Below are 21993 nucleotides of genomic sequence, written 5' to 3' on the forward strand. Positions count from 1 at the left end.
GCATTCCCACGCTCTGCGTGGGAACGATCAGTGCGTCGGGTTATTGTTGCTGAACGGAAATCACCGGCGCAAACACCGGCGTCGGTGAGACAAATACCTTCGCATGCATCTGTTCGCACCCACCGCCGCGGCGCATCCCGCGTACCGGGCAGGCATCCAGATAATCCAGGCCCACCGCCAGTTTCAAATGACGCTCCGGTCGGGCCAACTGGTTAGTCACGTCAAAGCTGTACCACGCGTCATCCAGCCAGGCTTCGGCCCAGGCGTGGCTGGCCAGGTGTTCACTGTTCTCGCTGTACAAATACCCCGACACATAACGCGCCGGAATCCCCAGGCTGCGGGCGCAGGCGAGGAACGCATGGGTGTGATCCTGGCACACACCAGAGCGCCCGGCGAAGGCCTTCGCCGCCGTGGTGTCGACTTCGGTGGAGCCCGGCGTGTAGGTCATGTACTGATTCAGGCCCTGCATCAAATCGATCAGAGCGGTGCGGTCCCGGCGTTTTTTGCACTCCTTTTCCGCGAACGCGCGCAAGGCTTCGTCGGGCTCGGTCAGCCGGGTGAAACGCAGGAACGGCAGCGCCGACTGGCTCTCGTGCTCGGCTTCGCGCAGTTCATCGATATCGACCTGGCCACGGGCACCGATGATGATCGCTTCGTGGGGTTCGTCCATGGTCAGCACATGGAGGATGTTGCCGAACGGATCAAGTTGCGCGCGCACCGGGCGCGGCAGGTCGAGCTGCCAGCTGAGCACGTGCTGGCGCTCGCTGTCGTGTGGGGTCAGCCGCAAATACTGGATGCTCGCCCGCACCTGATCTTCGTAGTGATAGGTGGTCTCGTGGCTAATGGAAAGTCTCATGCAGCCTCCAGGTAGGAACTGTGAATGGCGTTGCCCAACTGGCGCACCAGTGGGATGAACTCGGTCAGCCAGGCGTGCAGGCCTTCGTCGAGAATTTCGGAGATGCCGGTGTAGCGCAGGCGCGCGTCCATTTCCGCCGCCAGGCGTTGTGCGGGACGGCCATTGGCCCCCGGCAACTGGGCGAGGATCTGGTCGATTTCTTCGGTACAGGCACGCAGGGAACGCGGCACGTCGGCGCGCAACAGCAGCAATTCGGCGACATGCCGGGCGCCCGGTGCATCGCGGTAGATCTCGGTGTAAGCCTCGAACGACGACAGTGCTCTTAACAACGCACTCCACTGGTAATAGGCGTGCGCCGTGCCGTCGCTGACCGCTTCGGCCTGATCGCCGGCCATTTCGTAACGGGCATCGAGCAGGCGCAACGTGTTGTCAGCCCGTTCGATAAACGTCCCCAGACGAATGAAGCGGAACGCATCGTTACGCATGATCGTGCCGTAGGACGCGCCGCGAAACAGGTGGGAACGTTCCTTGATCCACTCGCAAAAACGGCTCATGCCATAGCGACTCAAGCCCTGCTCGGCGATCCCGCGAATTTCCAGCCAGGTGGCGTTGATGTTTTCCCACATGTCGGCGGTGATTCGCCCACGCACTGCGTGGGCACTGGCCCGCGCCGAACCGAGGCAACTGTAGATGCTCGCCGGGTTGGCCGCGTCCAGGGCGAAGAAATGCAGCAGCCGCTCGGCATGCAGCTCACCGTGGCGCTCCAGGTAATCGTCGAGGGTGCCGGTGATCAGCAGCGGCATCGCCAGTTCGTGCAGGCCATCGCCGCGACCGTCCTGCGGCATCAGCGATAGCGAATAACTGATGTCGAGCATCCGTGCGAGGTTTTCCGCCCGCTCCAGGTAACGCGACATCCAATACAAATCCGAGGCAGTTCTACTTAACATGGCAGGCTTCCTTCAATCCTCGACCACCCAGGTGTCCTTGGTGCCGCCGCCCTGGGAGGAATTCACCACCAGGGAGCCTTCACGCAAAGCAACACGGGTCAAACCGCCGGGCACAACCCGGGTTTCGCGGCCAGACAATACAAACGGACGCAGGTCGATGTGGCGTGGCGCGATGCCGTTTTCGACAAAGGTCGGACAGGTCGACAGCGACAAGGTCGGTTGCGCGATATACGCGTGGGGCTTGGCCTTGATCCGCGCGCGGAACGACTCGATTTCCGCCGCCGTCGCCGCAGGCCCCACCAGCATTCCGTAACCGCCGGAGCCCTGGGTTTCCTTGACCACCAGGTCAGGCAGATTGGCCAGGACGTGGGACAGTTCCGAGGGATTGCGACACTGGAAGGTCGGTACGTTTTTCAGGATCGGCTCTTCATCCAGGTAGAAACGAATCATGTCGGTCACGAACGGATACACCGACTTGTCATCCGCCACCCCGGTGCCGATGGCATTCGCCAACACCACGTTGCCCGAGCGATAGGACGACAGCAGTCCTGGCACGCCGAGCATCGAATCCGGGTTGAACGCCAGCGGATCGAGGAACGCATCGTCGAGGCGCCGATAGATCACGTCGACAGCTTTCGGCCCGTCCGTGGTGCGCATGAACACCTTGTCGTCCCGCACGAACAAGTCCGCGCCTTCCACCAGTTCCACACCCATTTCCCGCGCCAGAAAGGCGTGCTCGAAAAACGCGCTGTTGAAGCGGCCAGGGGTCAGCACCACCACGCTCGGGTTATCGATCGGGCTGGAGCTTTTCAGGGTGTCGAGCAGCAGGTTCGGATAATGGTCGATGGGGGCAATGCGTTGCGCGGCGAACAACTCGGGGAACAGGCGCATCATCATCTTGCGGTCTTCGAGCATGTAGCTCACGCCGCTCGGTGTCCGCAGGTTGTCTTCGAGCACGTAATACGTGCCGTCGCCGTCGCGCACCAGATCGACGCCGGAGATGTGGGAATAGATGTCCCGGTGCAGATCCAGCCCTTGCATCGCCAACTGGTATTGCTCGTTGGCCAGCACCTGCTCGGCCGGGATGATGCCGGCCTTGATAATGCGCTGCTCGTGATAGAGGTCGGCGAGGAACATGTTCAACGCCTTGACTCGCTGGATGCAGCCACGTTCGACGATCCGCCATTCGCTGGCGGGGATGCTGCGGGGAATGGTGTCGAAGGGAATCAGGCGCTCTGTCCCCTGCTCATCACCGTAGAGCGTGAAGGTTATGCCGGCACGATGAAACAACAGATCGGCCTCGCGTCGCCGTTGTGCCAAAAGCTCGTCAGGCGTTTCGGCCAGCCAACGGGCGAACTCCCGATAATGCGGGCGGACCAGGCCGCCGGCATCGTACATTTCATCAAAATAGGTGCGGATCATGCCGTACTCCTTGTCACCCGGACATCTAGGCATCGCAAGGCCCGTGCCATCGGCATAAACGCTTTGATTTCAATCAGTTGGATAATCGCCCCAAAACCACCGCACCAATCCTGTGCGGCAAACGCCCCAACCTGATCGCCCCCGCTTCATTGCGAAGCAATGTTGTCGCCTATCACCAGCATAGCCAGAGTTGATTTCACTGCCCGGGGGTTGGTGCGGATAATCGGCGCAATCGTTTCAAAACCTCTCGAACTTCCCTTTGGCCGCCTGTTCAGGCGGCTTTTTTTTGGGTTTTGAAATGTTGTGAATCAAAAGCAAGATCAAGAGATCGCAGCCTCGTTTCACTCTGTAGCAGCTGTCGAGTGAAACGAGGCTGCGTTCTTTTGATCTTCCAATCCGACAAACGAAAACGGCCAACCCGAAGGTCAGCCGTTGCTGAATGTTGTCGCTGTTCATAATGTTATGCGAGTAGCCCTCGTACCTCCTGTTTGACGCCCCATCCTTCGATGATCCCGCCCAGAGGTTCGACCACGGCCTCGAAGTCCTGCTCAAAGTCGCCAATGCCGTCGTAGGTGGCGTACATCACTTTGCTCAGTTCCAGATGCCATGCGCCGTCGTCGCGCACGCTGATCTGGGCATTCAAGGATTCACCACAAAAATGACCTGCCGCCCTGCGTGCCCGCTCCTCGTCCGGGAAAATCGCGTAGAACTCGATGGGATGGAATCGTGAAAAGTCGAAACCGCCTTCCTTCATGCGGCGCAGTACGCTGGTGCTGATGTCTTCTTGATAGGCTGTGCTCATGAAACGTCCTCCTAAAACCCTATGGATAGACTTTCCGTACACCCGACGCCCGCAACCGAATGGTGAAGGCGATACGGCAACCAGGTTGCCGCCGGGATTTAAGCATGTAGCTGACAAGACCAGACCTTAGCGATCCGTTCGCTGATCTCGCTTGCAGAGTAGCCCCAAGTCGGAGCCGCTGCCAAGGCCTGGTTGAGAATGAGACAGGTGAGGTTCAGACAGGAGTGATGCCGAGGATTTGAATGCTGTTCTGCGTCTTGAGACTTTTGACGCTGGCGTCGCTGGTTCGCCCTTCCAGATCGTTCAGATCCAGTTCGGCGGCAACAGGAAGGAGCCGGGCCTTGATGAGTTTGGCGGCGTGCTCGTTGTCCGGGCACTCGTCGCACTCAAAGACTTCATCGAGCGTTTCGCCGTGATCATCCACGAAAGTGATTTTCCACTTTTGCATCAGTGCCTCCTCGATCAAGCCCGCAAATGGGCTTACAACTATCTGGACTTTTGGCCTGACTGATCGTTCAAACGAATTGCAGCGCTGGATCATGAAAAAACACAGAACCTGTAGGAGCGAAGCTTTCGCGAGCAAGCTTCGCTCCTACAGGGGTTATGCGTTGTTCAGGGGTGTGCGTAGGTTTCAGTCGTTACTTGGCTTGTTGATCGCGTTCAGCACGTATTGCGGCATGGCGAATGCGCCGATGTGAACTTCCGGGTTGTAGTAGCGGGTGATGATGCCGCTGCCGGCGAAGCGCTGTTGCAGGGTTTCGCGGGACAACTTGCGATAGGCGGTATTGGTCGCGCCCCAGGCGAACGTCATCGCGCCGCCGATGTAGGTCGGCACGGCCGCCTGGTAGAAATGCCAGTCCGGGAACAGGCTGCGCAAGCGCCCGGCGGTGGTCTGCACTTCGCCCAGTTGCATGAACGGCGTGCCGTTCTGGGTCACCAGGATGCCGCCTTCGTTCAGGCAGCGGTGGCAGGCCTGGTAGAAGTTCTCCGAGAACAGCACTTCGCCCGGTCCGATCGGGTCGGTGGAGTCGGAAATGATCACGTCGAATTTCTCGGTGGTGGTCGCCACGAAACGCATGCCGTCGTCGATCACCAGGTTCAGCCGTGGATCGTCGTACGCGCCCTTGGAGTGGTTCGGCAGGAACTCTTTACACATGTCGACCACGGTGCCATCGATCTCGACCATGGTGATGTGTTCGACGCTGCCATGCTTGGCCACTTCACGCAGCATGCCGCCGTCGCCACCGCCGATGATCAGCACGCGCTTGGCCGAGCCATGAGCCAGGATCGGCACGTGGGTGAGCATTTCGTGGTAGATGAATTCGTCGGCTTCGGTGGTCTGAATCACACCGTCCAGCGCCATGACCCGGCCCATGCGCGGGTTTTCGAAGATCACCAGGTGTTGGTGTTCGGTGCGCACTTCGTGCAGCAGTTTTTCCATGCGAAAACGCTGGCCGTAGCCTTCGTAGAGGGTTTCCAGGTATTCGCTGGTCTTGGTGGTGGTCATGGGAAGTGCTCCGATGAATGCGGCGGCAACGGACGGTTACCCGCCCATGATGGCCAATCGAAAGGCTCGATTGCCCGGCAAAGGCGCGCATTCTACGTTGCGGAACATGACAGGTCGAACGTCACGTGATGACTCGCCGCGATCCTGTAGGAGCGAGGCTTGCCCGCGAAGGCGGCGTATCAGTCGATATCAATGTTGAATGACACGACGCCTTCGCGGGCAAGCCTCGCTCCTACAGGGGGCGGTGTCAGATGCGGACATTGCCCCGCGGCCCGGCGATGGCCCAGATGATCAGGCCCAGTACTGGCAGCAGCAGGATCAGCAGCACCCAGATGATTTTCATCCCGGTTTCTGCGCCGCTTTTCAGCACGTTGATGATGGCCCAGATGTCCAGGGCAAGAATGATCAGGCCAACCAGACCGTTGAAACTGGAACCCATGGTGTCGCTCCCAAGATAGTGGCATGCAGTCTTAGGATAGTCGGCTCCTGCGAGGGTTCCGTTTTATTGCATTAAACGTGGATCGCCACTTTCAGGGCTTCCAGCGAAGGCGCGGCGGCGATGCCGACCTGGGCGCACAGTTCAAGCACGCGGGGCACGTCGTTGCCGTAGACCAGTACCACTTGCAGTTCATCGTCGAGCAACTGGCTGAAGTTCATCAGCGTGTAACCGCCGTTTTCCTTGTTCATGCTGCCCATCTGCACCTGAATGCGATTGAGCGCGGTCAGGGCTTCGGTCTTGGCCAGTTGCTTGGGCTTGATATTGAAATCAACGCCGGGGCCAAACGAAGCGACGATCTGGGCGAACAGGTCCATGTAGGTGTCGGCCTGGAACAACACGGTTTCCGGCAGGCTGCCCACCACCACCCATTCGCCCAACGGCATCGGGAAGGTGTCGTCGAAGTTGATGTCCGGGTTGGCGGCCAGAAAAGCATCTGGATCGGCGTAAGCCTGGGCCGCTTCGTCAGCGATCTTCAGGATTTCGTCATCGCCCATGCACCCGGAGCTGATTTTGCTGATGAGTTCGACGAGTGCGGTTTTCATGGGGATGGATCCTGTAGCTAGGGGAAATTTTGAGGGCGCGAAGGATACCTCCTACAGGGGGTTACGCCAGCAATTTCTGTAGTTGAGCTGTGGTATCTACGGCGCCCATGGTCTTCGCCGCATCCAGCGCCGACACGCCATTGGCGTCCTTGGCCTTCGGATCGGCACCTTTGCTGATCAGGTAATCAACGATTTCAACGCGGTTGAACATCGCCGCCATCATCAGCGCGGTGCGGCCGTCGAACGACGAGCCTTCCACTTGCGCGCCGCCTTCGACCAACGCCGTGACCACCGCCAGGTCGCCCTTGAACGCGGCGCCGGCAATCGGGCTCTGGCCGTTGTCGTTGCGGATTTCCGGGTCGGCCTTGTGCTCCAGCAGCACTTTCACGGTCTCGACGTGGCCGTGGTAGGCGGCGAGCATCAGCAAGGTGTCGCCCTTGTGGTTGCGCAGGTTCGGCGGCAGGCCTTTGGTCAGCAGCGCGGCCATCATGGCCGCATCGCCCTCGCGCGCTTTATTGAACACCTGTTCGGCGAATTCGGCAGCTTCTTCGGGCGTCATCTGGCGGCTTTGGTCTGACATGGGGGACTCTCTATTCGGTCAATCGGAAAGCCGACAGTTTCCCGAGCGCTCCTGCCCCTGTCACTCCTTTTTTCTCAAGAGCCACCATAGCCAGATTCAATAGCGATACTTGCCACCACGAATATCCGCCAGCACCTGCCCGGTGACTTGCACGTACGTCTGGGTGCCCGGCAGCCAGGCGTAGATCGGGTCATCACCGGTTTTGCCCGGGTCGAACGCTTCATCCTTGAGCCGCGTCTTCTGGTATTTGAAGGTCCCGGTGGTTTCCATTTTCACCTTCAGCCGCAGGAACAAAGGCACCGCGTAAGCGGGCATGTGCTGGCGTGCAAAAGTCAGCAGCTCCGCGAAATCCAGGGTCGCCAGGGATTCAGTCGGCGTAATCGCCGCCATCCCGGCCCGGCCGTTGGTGTTGCAGATTTCCACGCCGTAGGCCACCGCCTCGCAGATGTTCGGGTGCTGTAACAGAATGTTCTCGACCTCGGTGGTGGAGACGTTTTCGCCCTTCCAGCGGTAGGTGTCGCCCAGGCGATCAACGAACTGCGCGTGTCCGAAACCGATGTTGCGCAGCAGGTCTCCGGTATTGAAGTAACGATCGCCCTTGGTGAATACATCGTGGAGCACGACTTTCTCGGTTTTCTGCGGATCGGTGTAGCCGTCCAGCGGCGCCTTGTCGTCAATTCTTGCCAGTAACAAGCCCTGCCCGCCCTTGGCGACTTTGCTCATCAAACCCTTGGCATTGCGAATCGGCGCGCCGCTGTCGTGGTCATACGCCACCAGGTCCCAGGACATCAGGGAAAAACCGATGGTGTTGTCGAAGTTGAGGATGTTGGTAAAACCGATATTGCCGTCGCTGGCCGCGTACAGCTCGCAGATATGGTCCACCGCGAAGCGCGTCTTGAATTCGCGCCAGGCGCCGGGACGCAGGCCATTGCCGATCATCTTGGTCACGCCGTGTTGGCTGTCGTCGGCACTGGGCGGTTGATCGACCAGGTAGCGACACAATTCGCCGACGTAACCGAGGGTGGTCGCGCGGTATTTGCGCACGTCGTTCCAGAATTGACTGGCGCTGAACTTGCGCCGGATGGCGAACCCCGAAGCGCCGCTGATGGCCGAGCCCCAGCATACGCACAGCCCGGTGGCATGATAGAGCGGCAAGGTGCAATACACGACGTCTTCGGGCTGCATATCCAGCGCAATCATGCCGAAGCTGGCCGAGCTGCGCATCCAGCGCCCGTGCTTGAACACGCCCGCCTTCGGCAGCCCCGTGGTGCCGGAGGTATAGATGTAGAAGCAAGGGTCGTCGAAAAACACCTGATGACTGCTGGCCGGGTTGTCGCTGGAGGCGTCGGCACTGGCCATCATCATGTTGATGAAGTGATCGGGCGAAATGCCCGGATAGCTGTAGGTATCGCGATCGGCCACAAACCAGGTGCGCGCCGCCGCGATCTCGACCCGCCCGCGAACCGCCGAATAGGCCGGCGCCAGCTCCTCGCCGACGATGATCGCCACCGGTGCCACCAGGTTCAGGCTGTGGGCCAGGGTGTCGCGGGTTTGCGAGGTATTAAGCAGCGCGCTGATCGCTCCGACCTTGGCCACCGCCAGGATCGTTACCAGCAGTTCCGGACGATTCTCGATGAAGATCGCTACCACATCGCCCTTGCCGATCCCTTGGTCGATCAGGTGATGGGCAATGCGATTGGCCCACTGGTTGACCTGCGTATACGTCAGCGCCACTGCGTCTTGCAGCAAGGCGACGCCGTCGGGATTGCGCAGGGTCGCTTGCTCGAAGCTCCAGCCGAGGCCGCACGGTTGGGTCGGGTCCTTGACGTTGGCGACCTTCATGCCCTTCACCACCCGGGGGATGGCTTTGGCGATGGTCGGCAATTTGCGGAGCATCATGCCCCAGGTAATCGTGTCGCTCATGGTGGCTCCCGTTCGATCTTCTTATTGTCGGGCGGCGTTGATTCAGCCCGAAAATACGTCAGCGGTTCTGGAGCTGTACACGCGGTTTTTGCAATGTTTTGTATCCGCCATCAAGGGCCGGGCAAACGCGATCCCTGGCCGTGCCATTCGTTCCATTCAATCGTGCGCAACCACGCAAAATGCAGGATGCACGATGGCCATTCATGCAGATTGCACGAAAGCAAAAAATCGACAGATTAATAACTCATTGATTTATAAAGAATTTTAAAAATTAAGGTGCTGGCACAATCGCTGCAACTACCTCTCCATGCTTGCTAATCAAGTGCTAACGGAGCTGATAGACATGAGCCTGATCCAAGAAAAATTTACCTCGCTGTTCTCTAACTTCGACGTGACCACCCAGGCACGCCCTGACGGCGGCATTCTGCTGACACTGCGCAGCACCGAAGGCAAAGTCTTCAAACGTTCGATTTCCTACCAGCAATTGCATGCTGGCGATCAACTGTCGTGGGTCATCAGCGCGATCCGTCGCGACCTGGCGGAACAGGCCAGCGAACTGCCACAGATCTCGATGCTGCAGAGCCAGCAGCGGTTTGCTCTGCCGACGTATCATTCGGCGTAAATCGTTCGACGCTTTAAACACACAGGCCGTGAGAGCTTTCGCTTCACGGCCTGAGTTGTTTCTGGAGTCACGCAATCCCCGCGTAGTAGCGAAGCTTGCTCGCGAAAGCGGTGTGTCAGTCGATATAGATATTGGCTGATCCAACGCCTTCGCGGGCAAGCCTCGCTCCTACAGGTTATGTGGGTGACATAGCCACAGGGTTGATCCGCGCGAAGCTGTCGACCGTTATGTGCCCTGCCAGTTCGCCACCCTCTCGCGCCAATCCGCAAGTCGCCATGCCCGCCGTGCGCGCCGCGTCCAGCTCTTCGACGATGTCAGACAGGAACAGAATCTCCCCAGCCTCCAGGCCCATCGCCTGGGTAATGCGCGCGTAGGACTGTGCTTCACGCTTGGGCCCCGACGTGGTGTCGAAATAACCGCTGAACAGCGGCGACAAATCCCCCGCCTCGGAACAGCCGAAGATCAGCTTCTGCGCCTGAATCGAGCCCGAGGAATACACAAACAGTTGATATCCCTCCTGATGCCAGTGTTTCAGCGCATCAACGGCATCCGGGTAGACGTGGCCCTTCAACTGGCCGGCCTGATAACCCTGTTCCCAGACCATGCCTTGCAATGCCTTGAGCGGCGTGGCCTTGCGGTCCTCGGCGATCCAGCCCAGCAGGATCTCGATCACCCGCTCAACGTCAGCCTGAGATTCGCCGCTGTCCCGGCGCACGGCGTCCAGTTGCTCGGCAACATCTGCACGCGCAGCGTTTTGGCGAACAAAGTCCGGCAAGTGTTTAGCCGCGTAGGGAAACAACACGTCGAACACAAAACTCACCGCGCTGGTGGTGCCTTCGATGTCGGTGAGAATCGCTTTGATCGGCATCGGCTCAGTCCTCCAGGCGCGGGAAGCGGCTGGCGATGTCTTCGCCGGTGAACTTGGCGACCCAGCCTTCCGGGTTGTTGAACAGGCGGATCGCGACGAAATGCGGATGCTCGCCCATGTCAAACCAGTGCGGCGTGCCGGCCGGGACCGAGATCAGGTCGTTTTTCTCGCAGAGCACGGCGTAGACGTAATCGTCGATGTGCAGGGTAAACAGCCCACGGCCGGCGACGAAAAATCGTACTTCGTCTTCGCCATGGCGGTGTTCGTCGAGGAACTTGGCCCGCAGTTCGGCTTTTTGCGGGTGATCACTGTTGAGACTGATCACATCGACGGTGACGTAACCGCGTTCGGTCATCAGCTTATCGATCTGTTCCTGGTACGCGCCGATCACTTCTTCCTGGCTGGCGCCGGGCTGGATTTTCGCCGTAGCTTGCCAGCGGTCGAAGCGCACGCCTTGCTCGGCGAGGGTCGAGGCGATGTCTTCGAAGTGGGTCAGGACCTTGTTCGGTAGTTCAGGGCTGGAGACGTGATAAACGGACAGGCTGCTCATGGGGCAATTCCTCGGTATCGGCGGCGCCTTCCGGTTCTTTCAGACCGGTCAGGCGCGGCATTTCATCAGGCAAGTGGGCTACTTCTGGTGAAGTCAGCCTTGGCGGTTCATGACGCTGCGGGTCTTCAACTCGCACTCGAACAAAAATTCAAAGGCCTCGATCTGCCGCAGAGCGTCGCTCATGCGCGCGCCCCAGGTATAGAGGCCGTGGCCGCGAATCAGGTAGCCGACGCAATCGGGATGGGCGTCGAGCCAAGGCTGCACCTTGGCGGCCAGGCGCGCAATGTCCTGGTCATTGTCGAAAATCGGCACCCGCACCAGCGACTCGTGGGTCGAGACGCCGCTGAAGGCTTTTTGCAGTTCGTAGTCTTCGAACTCGATGAAAGCTTCTGGCGTCAGGCGCGACAGCACCGTGGCGTTCACCGAATGAGTGTGCAGCACCGCGCCGATTTCCGCGCGCCAGCTGTAGAGCTGGGTGTGCAGCAGGGTTTCGGCAGACGGCTTTTTGCCCGGTTCCAGGCTGTTGCCCGCCAGGTCGGTGGCCAGCACATCGTCGAGGCCGAGTTGGCCTTTGTGCTTGCCGGACACCGTCAGCAGCGCTTCGGTCGGCGACAGGCGCGTCGAATAATTGCTGCTGGTAGCCGGCGACCAGCCGCGACCATACAGAAAACGCCCGGCGTCGATGATTTCCTGGGCAAGGTGTTCACGGGTAAGGCTCATGGCCGGTCCTCTTGCATACGTGTGGCAATGATAACGGCAGCGGCGAAGGCTGCGAGGCTGGCGATACTAAAGGTCAATGTGGCGCCGAGAGCATTCCAGCTGTAGCCGGAATACAACGCGCCGAGTGCGCCGCCAGTGCCGGCCAGTGCCGCATAAAGCGCCTGGCCCTGGCCTTGTTGGCGCGCACCGAAACTACGTTGCACAAACTGGATGGCAGCCGCGTGAAAGCTGCCGAAGGTGGCCGCGTGCAACACCTGCGCGAACAACAGCACCCACAAGAACTCAGCGAAGGAACCTAACAGCAACCAGCGCAGGGCCGCCAGCAGGAAACTCGCCATCAGCACCCGGCGCACCGAGAAGCGCGCCAGAATCTTGCTCATGGCCAGGAACATCAGAACTTCGGCGACCACGCCCACTGCCCAGAGCAACCCGATCACGCCACGGCTATAGCCGAGTCGTTCGAGGTGCAGGGTCAAAAAGGTGTAATACGGCCCATGGCTCATCTGCATCAGCGCTACACAACCGTAGAATGCCAAGACGCCGGGGCTGCGCAGTTGCTTGAGGAAGCCCTCTCCGGTCACGCGTTCGCTCTGCACCGGTTGTGCGTTTGGCACCCACAAGCTGCTGACGACAATCCCGGCCATGATCAGCACCAGCGCCACCGGGTAGACGTCCAGGCTCAACCATTCGAACACCCGACCGAGCGCGACCACGGTGATGATGAAACCGATGGAGCCCCACAAGCGGATCTGACTGTAGCGAGAGGTCTGGCCTTTGAGGTGCGCCAGGGTGATGACTTCGAACTGCGGCAACACCGCGTGCCAGAAGAACGCATGCAAGGCCATGACCATCGCCAGCCAGGCGTAGGTCTTGCTGACGAAGATCAGCGAGAACGTCAGCAGCGTACAGACTGCGCCAAAACGCACGATGGCCAGGCGTCGGCCGGTGTAGTCGCCGAGCCAGCCCCAGATGTTCGGCGCGACGCAGCGCATCAGCATCGGGATCGCCACCAGTTCGCCGATGCGCGCGCTGGAAAAGCCCAGGTGATCGAAGTACAGCGCCAAAAAGGGCGCTGTCGATCCGAGCAAGGCGAAATAGAACAGATAGAAACTGGACAGCCGCCAGTACGGGAGCGCCGCCAAGGTCCTCAGACCCCGACGGCTGAAAGGTCAGCCATTAAAGCTGACCCAACACCGGCGTGCTCACCCGCACATCGGCGTTCTGCCCACGGTGACGCAGCAGGTGATCCATCAGCACGATGGCCATCATCGCTTCGGCAATCGGCGTGGCGCGGATGCCGACGCACGGATCATGACGGCCCTTGGTGATCACGTCCACCGGGTTGCCATGGATGTCGATGGAACGGCCCGGCGTAGTGATGCTCGACGTTGGCTTCAACGCCAGATGCGCGACAATTGGCTGACCCGACGAGATGCCGCCGAGAATGCCGCCGGCGTTGTTACTGAGGAAACCTTCCGGGGTCATTTCATCGCGGTGTTCGGTGCCGCGCTGGGCGACGCTGGCGAAACCGGCGCCGATTTCCACGCCTTTCACGGCGTTGATGCTCATCAGCGCGTGGGCCAGTTCGGCGTCGAGGCGGTCGAAGATCGGCTCGCCCAGGCCCGGCATCACGCCTTCAGCGACGACAGTGATCTTGGCGCCGACCGAATCCTGGTCGCGGCGCAACTGGTCCATATAGGCTTCCAGTTCCGGCACTTTGTCCGGGTCGGGGCTGAAGAAGGCGTTTTCTTCCACCGAATCCCAGGTCTTGAACGGGATTTCGATCGGGCCGAGCTGGCTCATGTAGCCACGAATGACAATGCCCTGGCTGGCCAGGTACTTCTTGGCAATCGCCCCCGCCGCTACGCGCATGGCGGTTTCCCGCGCCGAGCTGCGACCGCCGCCGCGGTAATCGCGTTCGCCGTATTTGTGGTGGTAGGTGTAGTCAGCGTGGGCCGGGCGGAACAGATCCTTGATCGCCGAGTAGTCCTTGGACTTCTGGTCGGTGTTGCGGATCAACAAGCCAATGGCGCAACCGGTGGTGCGGCCTTCGAACACGCCACTGAGGATTTCGACTTCGTCGGCTTCCTGGCGTTGGGTGGTGTGGCGGCTGGTGCCGGGCTTGCGGCGGTCAAGGTCACGCTGCAGATCCTCCAGGGAAATCTCCAGACCCGGCGGGCAGCCGTCGACAATGGCGACCAACGCCGGACCATGGCTTTCGCCAGCGGTGGTGACAGTGAACAGCTTGCCGTAGGTATTGCCGGACATGCGGGACGCTCCGTGAAATCGAACCTGAATACGTAATGCGCGCCAGTATACGCAGGCTACCCAAGTAGTTCATCCTCGAACCTTATGGGTGCCCGCGAGTCCAACCGGCATCTTGTTCATGATGGCGTGATGATGCTGCGAGTTCTAGCCTTGAGCCTTACCCTGTTTACTGGCTTCGTCCAGGCGACTGTCCTACAACGACCGATCACTTTGGATACCGGCACCGGAGAGCTTTTCGGCTCATTGTTGCTGCCAAAATCCGACACACCGGTGCCGGTTGTCCTGATCATTTCCGGCTCCGGTCCTACGGATCGTGACGGAAACAACCCCGACGGCGGGCGCAACGACAGCCTCAAGCGCCTGGCCTGGGTGCTGGCCAAACACAACATCGCCAGCGTGCGCTACGACAAGCGCGGCGTGGCGGCGAGCCTGGCCGCGACCCCGGACGAGCGCAATCTGTCGGTGGAAGCCTATGTCGCCGACGCCGAGGCCTGGAGTCAGAAACTCAAGACCGATCCGCGCTTCGGCAAACTGATCCTGCTCGGCCACAGCGAAGGCGCCTTGATCGCCACCCTGGCGGCGCCGAGTGTCGGTGCGGCGGCGGTGATTTCCATGTCCGGCAGCGCCCGGCCGGTGGATCAGGTGCTGCGCCAGCAATTGAGCAATCGCCTGCCGCCGCCGCTGATGCTGCGCAGCAATGAACTGCTCGACAGCCTCAAGGCCGGTCACACCGACGACAATGTCCCGCCGCAATTGCAGGTGATTTTCCGCCCGAGTGTGCAGCCGTACCTGATTTCGCTGTTCCGCCAGGACCCGGCGGCCGCTTTCGCCAAGTTGAAGATGCCGGCGCTGATCGTCCAGGGCACCAGCGATATCCAGGTCGGGGTCGGTGACGCCAGGCTGCTCAAGGAAGCCAAGCCCGACGCCGAACTGGTGGTGATCGAAGGCATGAACCACGTGATGCGCATCGTCCCCAACGATGTGAAGCGGCAATTGGCCTCCTACAAAGATCCGAATTTGCCGCTGGCCGCCGAACTGGGTGCGCGAATCCTCGGGTTTATAGACGGACTTCGCGCCAGTTAAGCGCTGTTTAAGCGCTGTTTGCCCTCTAGACTTCAAAAAAACGGCCGATAAGCCTTTGTCGCCAGCGCTATGACTGGCGGCAAGCAGAGCTTGGACAGGATCTCGCCGTTATGACTGATACCCAGACTTCACCCGACACCACCGCTGAAAAAGACGCACCGCCAGCGGTCGAGCTGCCGTGGGCGGACGTCCACGCCGAGCACTACAAGATGCTCCGCCTGGCGCCGTTGAAGACCGACCGTAACACCGGTAGCCGGCCGTTGCGCTTCGTCGAGTTCGGTTACGCCGAGCGCAACAGCAAGGAACGCAGCCTGATGCGCCTGACCATCAAGCTGCCGGGCCAGCGGGTGCGTAAAGAGCAGAATCACTTGGATGTGTGGGTCGATCACGACACCAAACGCGTGCATTTCGGCCCTGACAGCGGCTTGCAGATCGAGCCGATGAACCGCGGCATCGGGCGTTACCTGGCCGCTCAAGGCATTAGCTGGGCGAAAAAACGTTGGCCCACCTACACCGTCGACGGCAGCGACCTGAACAACAAGGATGCGCTGAACGAAGACACGCGCCTGCGCCGCGATCACTTTTTGCGGGTGCACGGTTTTGATGTGGCGTACGCCGATGCCCAGCATTTGAAGGGCAGCGTTAAAGAAGTCCAGGTCGGGGACTTGCTGGCGGACTGGAACAGCGAAAAGCTGCAGCAGGTGGAAATTCTCGAAGCCGCGCAGATGCTGCAGCAGGCTGAGCAGAACCTGGCCGAGCAGGAAGTGAAGCTCAAGAAGCACGAAGAGAAGGTCAGCAAGTACAAGCGTGAAGACGCCGGGCTGCGTTTCACGATTACGTGCCTGGTGGCGTTTTCGGTGTTTCAGGCGGGGTTGTTGATCTGGATTGCGACGCACCGTTGATGGCTGATCGTTCCCACGCTCTGCGTGAGAACGATCTTTACCGGTTAAACGCGGGAAGCAAACACCGCCTGATGATCGCGGCACTGCTCGGCCGTCAACATAAACACCCCATGCCCACCGCGCTCGAAATCGAGCCAGGCAAAGTCGACTTCCGGGTACAGCGCTTCGACGTGCACCTGGCTGTTGCCCACTTCGACAATCAGCAAACCCTTCTCGGTCAGGTGATTCGCCGCTTCGGCGAGCATCCGGCGCACCAGGTTCAAGCCGTCGTCACCGCAGGCCAGGCCCAGTTCCGGTTCGTGCTGGTATTCGTCCGGCATATCGGCGAAATCTTCCGCATCGACGTAGGGCGGGTTCGACACGATCAGGTCGAAACGTTGCCCTGGCAACCCATCAAAGCCATCGCCCTGAACCGTGTACACCCGCTCATCGACGCCATGACGCTCAATGTTCTGGTTGGCCACTTCCAGCGCTTCGAACGACAGGTCGGCCAGCACCACTTCGGCGTTCTGGAATTCGTAGGCACAGGCGATACCGATGCAGCCGGAACCGGTGCACAGGTCGAGAATCCGCGCCGGATCGTTGCCCAGCCACGGCGCAAAGCGCTTTTCGATCAGCTCACCAATCGGTGAACGCGGGATCAATACGCGCTCATCAACGATAAACGACATGCCACAGAACCAGGCCTCGCCCAACAGGTAAGCCGTAGGGATGCGTTCTTCGATCCGACGCTTGAGCAGGCGTTGCAGATTGACCAGCTCATCGTCTTCCAGCGCGCAGTCCAGATAGCTGTCGGCAATTTCCCACGGCAAGTGCAAGGCACCCAACACCAGTTGACGGGCTTCGTCCCAGGCGTTGTCAGTCCCATGGCCGAAAAACAGATCCTCCCCATGGAAGCGGCTGACGGCCCAACGGATATGGTCGCGCAGGGTACGAAGTCGGGAAGTGATCACAGCGGCAGCTCCAAATAAAACGACTGGCAAATAAAACGACTGGCGATTCTAACAGCCAAAACGCGCCACGACGACGCAGGAAAAACACCGGATCAGATGTAGGACTTATCCATTTTTTCGCTTGGCTATTGAACAGAATCCACCTATTGACAAGGCTGCAAGCCAGCAACGACGGTGCCTACGATGGTAGCGATTCACAGAACCGCTCAGCCAGAGGACAATGTCGCAAAAGCCCCACTCCAAGGAGCCCCAGAATGTCCGTTCCACAAACGATGTTTCAACTCAGCGGTCGCGGTTATCCGGCGGCCAAACTGAGCCAGGCGACGCTCATCATCATCGATGCTCAGAAAGAATACCTCAGTGGCCCGTTGGCCCTGAGCGGCATGGATGCCGCCGTCGCGAACATCAAGCAAATAGTGGCCGCTGCCCGTGCAGCCGGCCGGCCGATCGTGCATGTGCGTCACCTCGGCACTGTCGGCGGGTTGTTCGATCCACAGGGCGAGCGCGGCGAGTTCATTCCAGGCCTGGAGCCCACGAGCGACGAAACCATTATCGGCAAACTGCTGCCGAGCGCGTTCCACGGCACCCCGTTGTACGACCGCCTGCAGGAAATCGGCTCCCTGGACCTGATCGTCTGCGGTTTCATGAGCCACTCCAGCGTCAGCACCACCGTGCGCGCCGCGAAGAACCTGGGCTTTCGTTGCACTCTGGTCGAGGATGCCTGTGCCACCCGTGACCTGCCTTACAAGGGCGGGGTACTCAGCGCCGAGCACGTTCAGCAGACCGAGATGGCGATCATGGCGGACAACTTCGCCACCCTCGCCCTGACCCACGATCTGATCTGATCGACTTTTGATGAGCGGTTCATGCCGCCGCTCATCCGCAAAAGCCTCTCATTTGCTGCAATTGCCCTAGCCTCAGGAACATCCCGGTCAACTCCCGGTCGAAGGGCCGATACCCATTGAGGAAGGTCGGAATGAAGTTATCCGATGGTTTTGACGCACGCCGCTTGCGGCCCAAAGGCCAAAGCAACTGGCGTTTTCGAATCGGCGCAGCGATTGCCGCCCTGCTGGCGATGCTCGGCGTATTGATGACGCTGGCCGGTGTCGGCAGCCTGCTCGGCCACGCGCCCGCCATGGGCGAGTTGAATACCAACAAGGTCGGCGCGGCGGTGATCGCGGTCATTGGCCTGTTGGTGCTGTACATCGGTGTGTGGCTGTGGCGCCGCTGCCGACGTCGCTCGCGCCAGTCGCAAGCGCTGAACATGGCCCCGCACCTGATGAAAAAACACGACTGAATCCTTGGGCTCGGCATCTTGCCGGGCCCAATTGTTATGGATAGCGTCCCGACTTGGGTAAACTGCCCTCCTTCGCGGAGGCTGACATGCAAGACGACGATTTTTCCCTGTTCAAAAGTGCCACTCAAGGCATCAAGCCGATCAAGCACGATCGCGCCGAAACCGGCAAACCCAAAAGCGACCGCGCCCAGATCGCCAAGCTGCGTCAGGCCGCCACCGTGCGCACCGATGCCACCACCGTCGATGGCCTGTCCGATCAGTTCGTGATTGATGTCGGCCCCGAAGACGAGTTGATGTGGGCCCGCGACGGGGTTCAGGAAAGCCAGATCCGCAAACTCAAGATTGGCCAGATCCCGTTCGAAGGCAGCCTCGACCTGCACGGCATGAACGTGGAAAAGGCCCGGGAAACCCTCTGGGCCTTTCTCGCCGAAGCAACCAAATTCGAAATCCGTTGCGTGCGCGTCACCCACGGCAAGGCGGTGCGCCTGGACGGCAAGCGGCCGATGATCAAAAGCCACGTCAACACCTGGCTGCGCCAGCATTCCCAAGTGCTCGGCTTCACCTCGTGCCAGGCCAAACACGGCGGTGCCGGTGCGGTTTATGTGCTGCTCAAACGGACCATGATGGAAGGTCGCGACGAGTAAAGCTGTCGCATCACGCTTGCAGCGCCGTGTTTGCCACCGTACCCTTGCCCTTTGCGAAAAATCCCACAGGTAGTTTCATGTCCCTGGAACAGAATTACACCGCGATTCTCGGCCAATTGGGCGAGGACGTGTCCCGCGAGGGCCTGCTCGACACGCCAAAACGTGCCGCCAAAGCCATGCAGTACCTCTGCCGCGGCTATGAGCAGACACTGGAAGAAGTCACCAACGGTGCCTTGTTCAGCTCCGACAACAGCGAAATGGTGCTGGTCAAGGACATCGAGCTCTACTCGTTGTGCGAACACCACCTGCTGCCGTTCATCGGCAAGGCCCATGTCGCCTATATCCCGAGCGGCAAGGTACTGGGGCTGTCGAAAGTCGCGCGGATCGTCGATATGTACGCCCGCCGCCTGCAGATCCAGGAAAACCTCAGCCGCCAGATCGCCGATGCGGTCCAGCAAGTCACTGGCGCCCTGGGCGTTGCAGTGGTGATCGAGGCCAAGCACATGTGCATGATGATGCGCGGTGTGGAGAAGCAGAACTCGGCGATGATCACTTCGGTGATGCTCGGTGAGTTCCGCGAAAACGCCGCGACTCGCAGCGAGTTTCTCAGCCTGATCAAGTAATCCGCAGCACGAAGAAAACCGGCATTCATCGCCGGTTTTTTTTCGCCTGTGAAAAATCAGGTAAGCTGCGCGCCTTTCTCAATTCCCACCGTGAGGCTTTCAACGTGTTCGTAAAAGCGCTTCGTGTCGGCCTTGGCCAACTGATCATCTTCATCGACTTCATCACCCGCCCGGGCAAGAAACAGCGCCCGGCCGAGGTTCAAGCCCAGGTCAACACGGCTGCCAAGGACCTGACCCTGTACCAGTTCCACGCGTGCCCGTTCTGCGTGAAAACCCGCCGCACCCTGCGCCGCTTGAACGTGCCGGTGGCGCTGCGCGATGCGAAGAACAACGAACAGGATCGCCAGGCATTGCTGGAGCACGGCGGCAAGATCAAGGTGCCGTGCCTGCGCATTGAAGAGAATGGGCAGACCACCTGGATGTATGAGTCCAAGGTGATTATTGATTATCTGGATAAGCGCTTTGCCGCTGCCTGAGGGTTTGGTGGTGTGATGGATGGCCTCTTCGCGGGCAAGCCACCACAAACCTCAGACCAAAAAAACCGGCCCTCAAGCCGGTTTTTTTATGACTTCAGGCTGCCTTCGCCGCCTGGGCCTGTCTCACCACCGCTGCCAACCGCTTGAGCCCTTCATCCAGCCGCGCCGGGTCGATGTGACTGAAGTTCAGCCGCAAATGGCCGGGATTGTTATCCGGATCAGGGAAAAACGGCTCTCCCGGCATAAACGCCACGTCCGCCGCCAGGGCTGTCTTGAGCAAGGTCCGGGTATCCAGCGGTTGCTTGAGCGTCAGCCAGAAAAACAGCCCGCCTTGCGGCACGTTCCAATCCGCCAGATCGGAAAAATGCGTTTCCAGTGCCGATTGGAAGGCATCCCGACGAATCCGATAGAAGTCCCGCAACTCACTCAGGTGCTGCTGGAATTTCTCGGTGCCGATCCATTGCAGCGCCTGCCACTGCCCCACGCGATTGGTGTGCAGGTCCGCCGATTGCTTGAGCCGCAACAAATGCGGAAACAGGTCCGGACTGGCGATCAGATAACCAACCCGCAGGCCCGGGAGCAGGGTTTTCGATACGGTGCCGGTGTAGATCCAACTGGCGGTTTTCAAGCGACTGACAATCGGCGTGGCGCTGGCGCCGTCGAAGGTCAGTTCGCGATAGGGTTCGTCTTCGATCAGCGTGACGCCGAACTCATCGAGCAGCGCCGCCACCGCATCGCGCTTGGCTTCGCTGTAGCGCACCGCAGATGGGTTCTGGAAAGTCGGGATCAGGTAGATAAACGCCGGACGGTGTTTTTCCAGGCGTGCGCGCAATTGCACAAGGTCGGGACCGTCGGCTTCCAGAGGCACGGTGATGCAGTCGGCGCCGAACAGCTGGAAAATCTGCAAGGCCGCGAGATAGGTCGGCGCTTCCAGCAGGATCTCGGTGCCTCTGTCGATATAGAGCTTGGCTGCCAGATCGAGTGTTTGCTGGGAACCGCTGACCACCAAGACCTGGCTCGCCTCACACGGTACGCCCAACGCCCGCGCCTCAGCCGCCAAGGTTTCACGCAGTGCCGGCTCGCCTTCGCTCATGCCGTATTGGCCCATGGACGGCGGCATGTCGGCCCATTCGACTTTCGGCAGCATGGCTTCGGCCGGCAAGCCGCCAGCGAACGACATCACCTCTGGGCGCTGGGCCGCGGCGAGGATTTCACGGATCAAAGAACTTTTAAGGCGCGAGACACGTTCGGAAAAAGCCATGGGGTCACCGGTAGCGAGGCCTGAGGAAAATGAGTCAAACTGATTGACCGAAATTACGACAGCTTGAGCGGATACGTCAATATGCTTGACCTTAAAAACCCAACGACCCAGCAACACGCCATGGAAGCGTTTTTCTTCGGCTACCAAGCGTTCACCGCCAAGGCTGACGAAATGCTTGAGCGTCGCGGCTTGAGCCGAGTGCATCAGCGCATCGTATTTTTCATCGCCCGCTACCCGAACCTGAGCGTGAAGGAATTGCTGGCGTTGCTCGGCGTGAGCAAGCAGGCGTTGAATATTCCGTTGCGTCAGTTGCTGGAAATGCACTTGGTCAACAGCGTGGCGTCAGAGACGGACAAGCGTAAGCGGCTGCTTGAGCTGACGGACGATGGCGCGAAGTTTGAGCAGTCGCTGCGGCGCGAGCAGGTGAAGTTGCTGGAGCGGGTGTTCGCCGAGGCTGGGGAGACGGCGGTGGATGGGTGGCTGGCGGTGAACAAAGCGTTGGGGCAAACCCAAGCGCTCGCGGACTGAACATAACTGATCGTTCCCACGCTCTGCGTGGTAATGCATCCCGCGACGCTCTGCGTCGCCCCCAACAGCGGACGCGGAGCGTCCATGGCGGCATTCCCACGCAGAGCGTGGGAACGATCA

Annotated in this window: 26 protein-coding genes; 9 read left to right on the top strand and 17 right to left on the bottom strand. The window is 60.0% G+C overall.

What is annotated here, in order from left to right; genetic code table 11:
* Nucleotides 1–40: 40 nt before the first annotated feature.
* The 10 genes from HKK52_RS11200 to HKK52_RS11245 form a co-directional block, all read right to left on the bottom strand.
* Nucleotides 41–856 (bottom strand): transglutaminase family protein, encoded by an 816-nt coding sequence (locus HKK52_RS11200; RefSeq protein ID WP_169370879.1) that lies wholly within the window; start codon nt 854–856, stop codon nt 41–43.
* Nucleotides 853–1803 (bottom strand): alpha-E domain-containing protein, encoded by a 951-nt coding sequence (locus HKK52_RS11205; RefSeq protein ID WP_133836635.1) that lies wholly within the window; start codon nt 1801–1803, stop codon nt 853–855. Before HKK52_RS11205 ends, HKK52_RS11200 begins: the two co-directional genes overlap by 4 nt.
* 12 nt (nt 1804–1815) lie before the next feature.
* Nucleotides 1816–3225: a circularly permuted type 2 ATP-grasp protein gene (locus HKK52_RS11210; protein WP_054048561.1), complete on the bottom strand. Its 1410-nt coding sequence runs from the start codon at nt 3223–3225 to the stop codon at nt 1816–1818.
* 460 nt (nt 3226–3685) lie between these two features.
* The gene (locus HKK52_RS11215) at nt 3686–4027 is read right to left on the bottom strand and encodes a ribonuclease E inhibitor RraB (protein WP_054048564.1); all 342 of its coding nucleotides are present in this window, start codon (nt 4025–4027) and stop codon (nt 3686–3688) included.
* A gap of 214 nt (nt 4028–4241) precedes the next feature.
* On the bottom strand, nt 4242–4475 hold the full coding sequence (locus HKK52_RS11220) for a hypothetical protein (protein WP_149656879.1): 234 nt from the start codon (nt 4473–4475) through the stop codon (nt 4242–4244).
* Nucleotides 4476–4658: 183 nt separating this feature from the next.
* Nucleotides 4659–5534 carry a polyamine aminopropyltransferase gene (speE, locus tag HKK52_RS11225; RefSeq protein WP_169370880.1) on the bottom strand — a complete coding sequence of 292 codons (876 nt, stop codon included), beginning with the start codon at nt 5532–5534 and terminating at the stop codon, nt 4659–4661.
* Between the two features lie 247 nt (nt 5535–5781).
* On the bottom strand, nt 5782–5973 hold the full coding sequence (locus tag HKK52_RS11230) for a PLDc N-terminal domain-containing protein (protein ID WP_123403173.1): 192 nt from the start codon (nt 5971–5973) through the stop codon (nt 5782–5784).
* A 71-nt stretch (nt 5974–6044) separates the two neighbouring features.
* Nucleotides 6045–6575, bottom strand: a complete 531-nt coding sequence (locus tag HKK52_RS11235; protein WP_169370881.1) for a hypothetical protein — start codon at nt 6573–6575, stop codon at nt 6045–6047.
* Between the two features lie 61 nt (nt 6576–6636).
* Nucleotides 6637–7155: an ankyrin repeat domain-containing protein gene (locus HKK52_RS11240; RefSeq protein WP_169370882.1), complete on the bottom strand. Its 519-nt coding sequence runs from the start codon at nt 7153–7155 to the stop codon at nt 6637–6639.
* 96 nt (nt 7156–7251) lie between these two features.
* On the bottom strand, nt 7252–9078 hold the full coding sequence (locus tag HKK52_RS11245; RefSeq protein ID WP_169370883.1) for a long-chain-acyl-CoA synthetase: 1827 nt from the start codon (nt 9076–9078) through the stop codon (nt 7252–7254).
* Nucleotides 9079–9421: 343 nt separating this feature from the next.
* Between HKK52_RS11245 and HKK52_RS11250 the strand changes: the two genes are divergently transcribed.
* Nucleotides 9422–9700, top strand: coding sequence for a DUF3509 domain-containing protein (locus HKK52_RS11250; RefSeq protein WP_054048577.1), 279 nt, complete (start codon nt 9422–9424; stop codon nt 9698–9700).
* A gap of 175 nt (nt 9701–9875) precedes the next feature.
* Here HKK52_RS11250 and mtnC read toward each other — a convergent pair whose 3' ends face one another.
* From mtnC to aroC, 5 genes are all read right to left on the bottom strand, one after another.
* Nucleotides 9876–10568: an acireductone synthase gene (mtnC, locus tag HKK52_RS11255; protein ID WP_169370884.1), complete on the bottom strand. Its 693-nt coding sequence runs from the start codon at nt 10566–10568 to the stop codon at nt 9876–9878.
* A gap of 4 nt (nt 10569–10572) precedes the next feature.
* Nucleotides 10573–11118, bottom strand: coding sequence for a 1,2-dihydroxy-3-keto-5-methylthiopentene dioxygenase (locus HKK52_RS11260; protein WP_169370885.1), 546 nt, complete (start codon nt 11116–11118; stop codon nt 10573–10575).
* Nucleotides 11119–11211: 93 nt separating this feature from the next.
* Nucleotides 11212–11838, bottom strand: coding sequence for a methylthioribulose 1-phosphate dehydratase (locus HKK52_RS11265; protein ID WP_169370886.1), 627 nt, complete (start codon nt 11836–11838; stop codon nt 11212–11214).
* Complete coding sequence (locus HKK52_RS11270; protein ID WP_169370887.1) at nt 11835–12980, bottom strand: MFS transporter; 1146 nt, start codon at nt 12978–12980, stop codon at nt 11835–11837. The genes HKK52_RS11265 and HKK52_RS11270 overlap by 4 nt, the downstream gene beginning before the upstream one ends.
* Nucleotides 12981–13014: 34 nt before the next feature.
* Nucleotides 13015–14106 carry a chorismate synthase gene (gene aroC / locus HKK52_RS11275; RefSeq protein WP_054048587.1) on the bottom strand — a complete coding sequence of 364 codons (1092 nt, stop codon included), beginning with the start codon at nt 14104–14106 and terminating at the stop codon, nt 13015–13017.
* Nucleotides 14107–14190: 84 nt separating this feature from the next.
* On the opposite strand from aroC, the gene HKK52_RS11280 reads away from it, so the two are divergent.
* Nucleotides 14191–15189 (top strand): alpha/beta hydrolase, encoded by a 999-nt coding sequence (locus HKK52_RS11280; protein WP_169370888.1) that lies wholly within the window; start codon nt 14191–14193, stop codon nt 15187–15189.
* A 110-nt stretch (nt 15190–15299) separates the two neighbouring features.
* The gene (locus HKK52_RS11285; protein WP_169370889.1) at nt 15300–16091 is read left to right on the top strand and encodes a hypothetical protein; all 792 of its coding nucleotides are present in this window, start codon (nt 15300–15302) and stop codon (nt 16089–16091) included.
* 44 nt (nt 16092–16135) lie between these two features.
* Here HKK52_RS11285 and prmB read toward each other — a convergent pair whose 3' ends face one another.
* Nucleotides 16136–17044 (bottom strand): 50S ribosomal protein L3 N(5)-glutamine methyltransferase, encoded by a 909-nt coding sequence (gene prmB / locus HKK52_RS11290; RefSeq protein WP_169370890.1) that lies wholly within the window; start codon nt 17042–17044, stop codon nt 16136–16138.
* Nucleotides 17045–17298: 254 nt separating this feature from the next.
* Here prmB and HKK52_RS11295 point away from each other — a divergent pair, with 254 nt between their 5' ends.
* The 5 genes from HKK52_RS11295 (at nt 17299) to HKK52_RS11315 (ending at nt 20084) form a co-directional block, all read left to right on the top strand.
* Entirely contained in the window at nt 17299–17889 is a 591-nt protein-coding gene (locus tag HKK52_RS11295; RefSeq protein WP_169370891.1) for a cysteine hydrolase family protein, read from the top strand.
* A 131-nt stretch (nt 17890–18020) separates the two neighbouring features.
* A complete protein-coding gene (locus HKK52_RS11300) occupies nt 18021–18341 on the top strand; it encodes a hypothetical protein (RefSeq protein WP_169370892.1) in 321 nt (106 codons plus the stop codon).
* Nucleotides 18342–18427: 86 nt separating this feature from the next.
* The gene (locus tag HKK52_RS11305; RefSeq protein WP_133836618.1) at nt 18428–18985 is read left to right on the top strand and encodes a Smr/MutS family protein; all 558 of its coding nucleotides are present in this window, start codon (nt 18428–18430) and stop codon (nt 18983–18985) included.
* 77 nt (nt 18986–19062) lie between these two features.
* On the top strand, nt 19063–19608 hold the full coding sequence (folE, locus tag HKK52_RS11310) for a GTP cyclohydrolase I FolE (protein ID WP_169370893.1): 546 nt from the start codon (nt 19063–19065) through the stop codon (nt 19606–19608).
* A gap of 104 nt (nt 19609–19712) precedes the next feature.
* Nucleotides 19713–20084, top strand: a complete 372-nt coding sequence (locus HKK52_RS11315; RefSeq protein WP_111448999.1) for a glutathione S-transferase N-terminal domain-containing protein — start codon at nt 19713–19715, stop codon at nt 20082–20084.
* A 94-nt stretch (nt 20085–20178) separates the two neighbouring features.
* On the opposite strand, the gene HKK52_RS11320 is transcribed toward HKK52_RS11315, so the two are convergent.
* The gene (locus tag HKK52_RS11320; protein WP_169370894.1) at nt 20179–21345 is read right to left on the bottom strand and encodes an aminotransferase-like domain-containing protein; all 1167 of its coding nucleotides are present in this window, start codon (nt 21343–21345) and stop codon (nt 20179–20181) included.
* Between the two features lie 81 nt (nt 21346–21426).
* Between HKK52_RS11320 and HKK52_RS11325 the strand changes: the two genes are divergently transcribed.
* A complete protein-coding gene (locus HKK52_RS11325; protein WP_169370895.1) occupies nt 21427–21873 on the top strand; it encodes a MarR family winged helix-turn-helix transcriptional regulator in 447 nt (148 codons plus the stop codon).
* Nucleotides 21874–21993 lie beyond the last annotated feature (120 nt).

This window comes from Pseudomonas sp. ADAK2 (assembly GCF_012935755.1).
Lineage (GTDB): Bacteria > Pseudomonadota > Gammaproteobacteria > Pseudomonadales > Pseudomonadaceae > Aquipseudomonas.

Excerpts from the sequence above, each read along its gene's own strand:
- HKK52_RS11200 (WP_169370879.1), bottom strand. The coding sequence starts at position 856 with ATGAGACTTTCCATTAGCCACGAGACCACCTATCACTACGAAGATCAG.
- HKK52_RS11205 (WP_133836635.1), bottom strand. The coding sequence starts at position 1,803 with ATGTTAAGTAGAACTGCCTCGGATTTGTATTGGATGTCGCGTTACCTG.
- HKK52_RS11210 (WP_054048561.1), bottom strand. The coding sequence starts at position 3,225 with ATGATCCGCACCTATTTTGATGAAATGTACGATGCCGGCGGCCTGGTC.
- HKK52_RS11215 (WP_054048564.1), bottom strand. The coding sequence starts at position 4,027 with ATGAGCACAGCCTATCAAGAAGACATCAGCACCAGCGTACTGCGCCGC.
- HKK52_RS11220 (WP_149656879.1), bottom strand. The coding sequence starts at position 4,475 with ATGCAAAAGTGGAAAATCACTTTCGTGGATGATCACGGCGAAACGCTC.
- speE (WP_169370880.1), bottom strand. The coding sequence starts at position 5,534 with ATGACCACCACCAAGACCAGCGAATACCTGGAAACCCTCTACGAAGGC.
- HKK52_RS11230 (WP_123403173.1), bottom strand. The coding sequence starts at position 5,973 with ATGGGTTCCAGTTTCAACGGTCTGGTTGGCCTGATCATTCTTGCCCTG.
- HKK52_RS11235 (WP_169370881.1), bottom strand. The coding sequence starts at position 6,575 with ATGAAAACCGCACTCGTCGAACTCATCAGCAAAATCAGCTCCGGGTGC.
- HKK52_RS11240 (WP_169370882.1), bottom strand. The coding sequence starts at position 7,155 with ATGTCAGACCAAAGCCGCCAGATGACGCCCGAAGAAGCTGCCGAATTC.
- HKK52_RS11245 (WP_169370883.1), bottom strand. The coding sequence starts at position 9,078 with ATGAGCGACACGATTACCTGGGGCATGATGCTCCGCAAATTGCCGACC.
- HKK52_RS11250 (WP_054048577.1), top strand. The coding sequence starts at position 9,422 with ATGAGCCTGATCCAAGAAAAATTTACCTCGCTGTTCTCTAACTTCGAC.
- mtnC (WP_169370884.1), bottom strand. The coding sequence starts at position 10,568 with ATGCCGATCAAAGCGATTCTCACCGACATCGAAGGCACCACCAGCGCG.
- HKK52_RS11260 (WP_169370885.1), bottom strand. The coding sequence starts at position 11,118 with ATGAGCAGCCTGTCCGTTTATCACGTCTCCAGCCCTGAACTACCGAAC.
- HKK52_RS11265 (WP_169370886.1), bottom strand. The coding sequence starts at position 11,838 with ATGAGCCTTACCCGTGAACACCTTGCCCAGGAAATCATCGACGCCGGG.
- aroC (WP_054048587.1), bottom strand. The coding sequence starts at position 14,106 with ATGTCCGGCAATACCTACGGCAAGCTGTTCACTGTCACCACCGCTGGC.
- HKK52_RS11280 (WP_169370888.1), top strand. The coding sequence starts at position 14,191 with ATGGGTGCCCGCGAGTCCAACCGGCATCTTGTTCATGATGGCGTGATG.
- HKK52_RS11285 (WP_169370889.1), top strand. The coding sequence starts at position 15,300 with ATGACTGATACCCAGACTTCACCCGACACCACCGCTGAAAAAGACGCA.
- HKK52_RS11295 (WP_169370891.1), top strand. The coding sequence starts at position 17,299 with ATGTCCGTTCCACAAACGATGTTTCAACTCAGCGGTCGCGGTTATCCG.
- HKK52_RS11300 (WP_169370892.1), top strand. The coding sequence starts at position 18,021 with ATGAAGTTATCCGATGGTTTTGACGCACGCCGCTTGCGGCCCAAAGGC.
- HKK52_RS11305 (WP_133836618.1), top strand. The coding sequence starts at position 18,428 with ATGCAAGACGACGATTTTTCCCTGTTCAAAAGTGCCACTCAAGGCATC.
- folE (WP_169370893.1), top strand. The coding sequence starts at position 19,063 with ATGTCCCTGGAACAGAATTACACCGCGATTCTCGGCCAATTGGGCGAG.
- HKK52_RS11320 (WP_169370894.1), bottom strand. The coding sequence starts at position 21,345 with ATGGCTTTTTCCGAACGTGTCTCGCGCCTTAAAAGTTCTTTGATCCGT.
- HKK52_RS11325 (WP_169370895.1), top strand. The coding sequence starts at position 21,427 with ATGCTTGACCTTAAAAACCCAACGACCCAGCAACACGCCATGGAAGCG.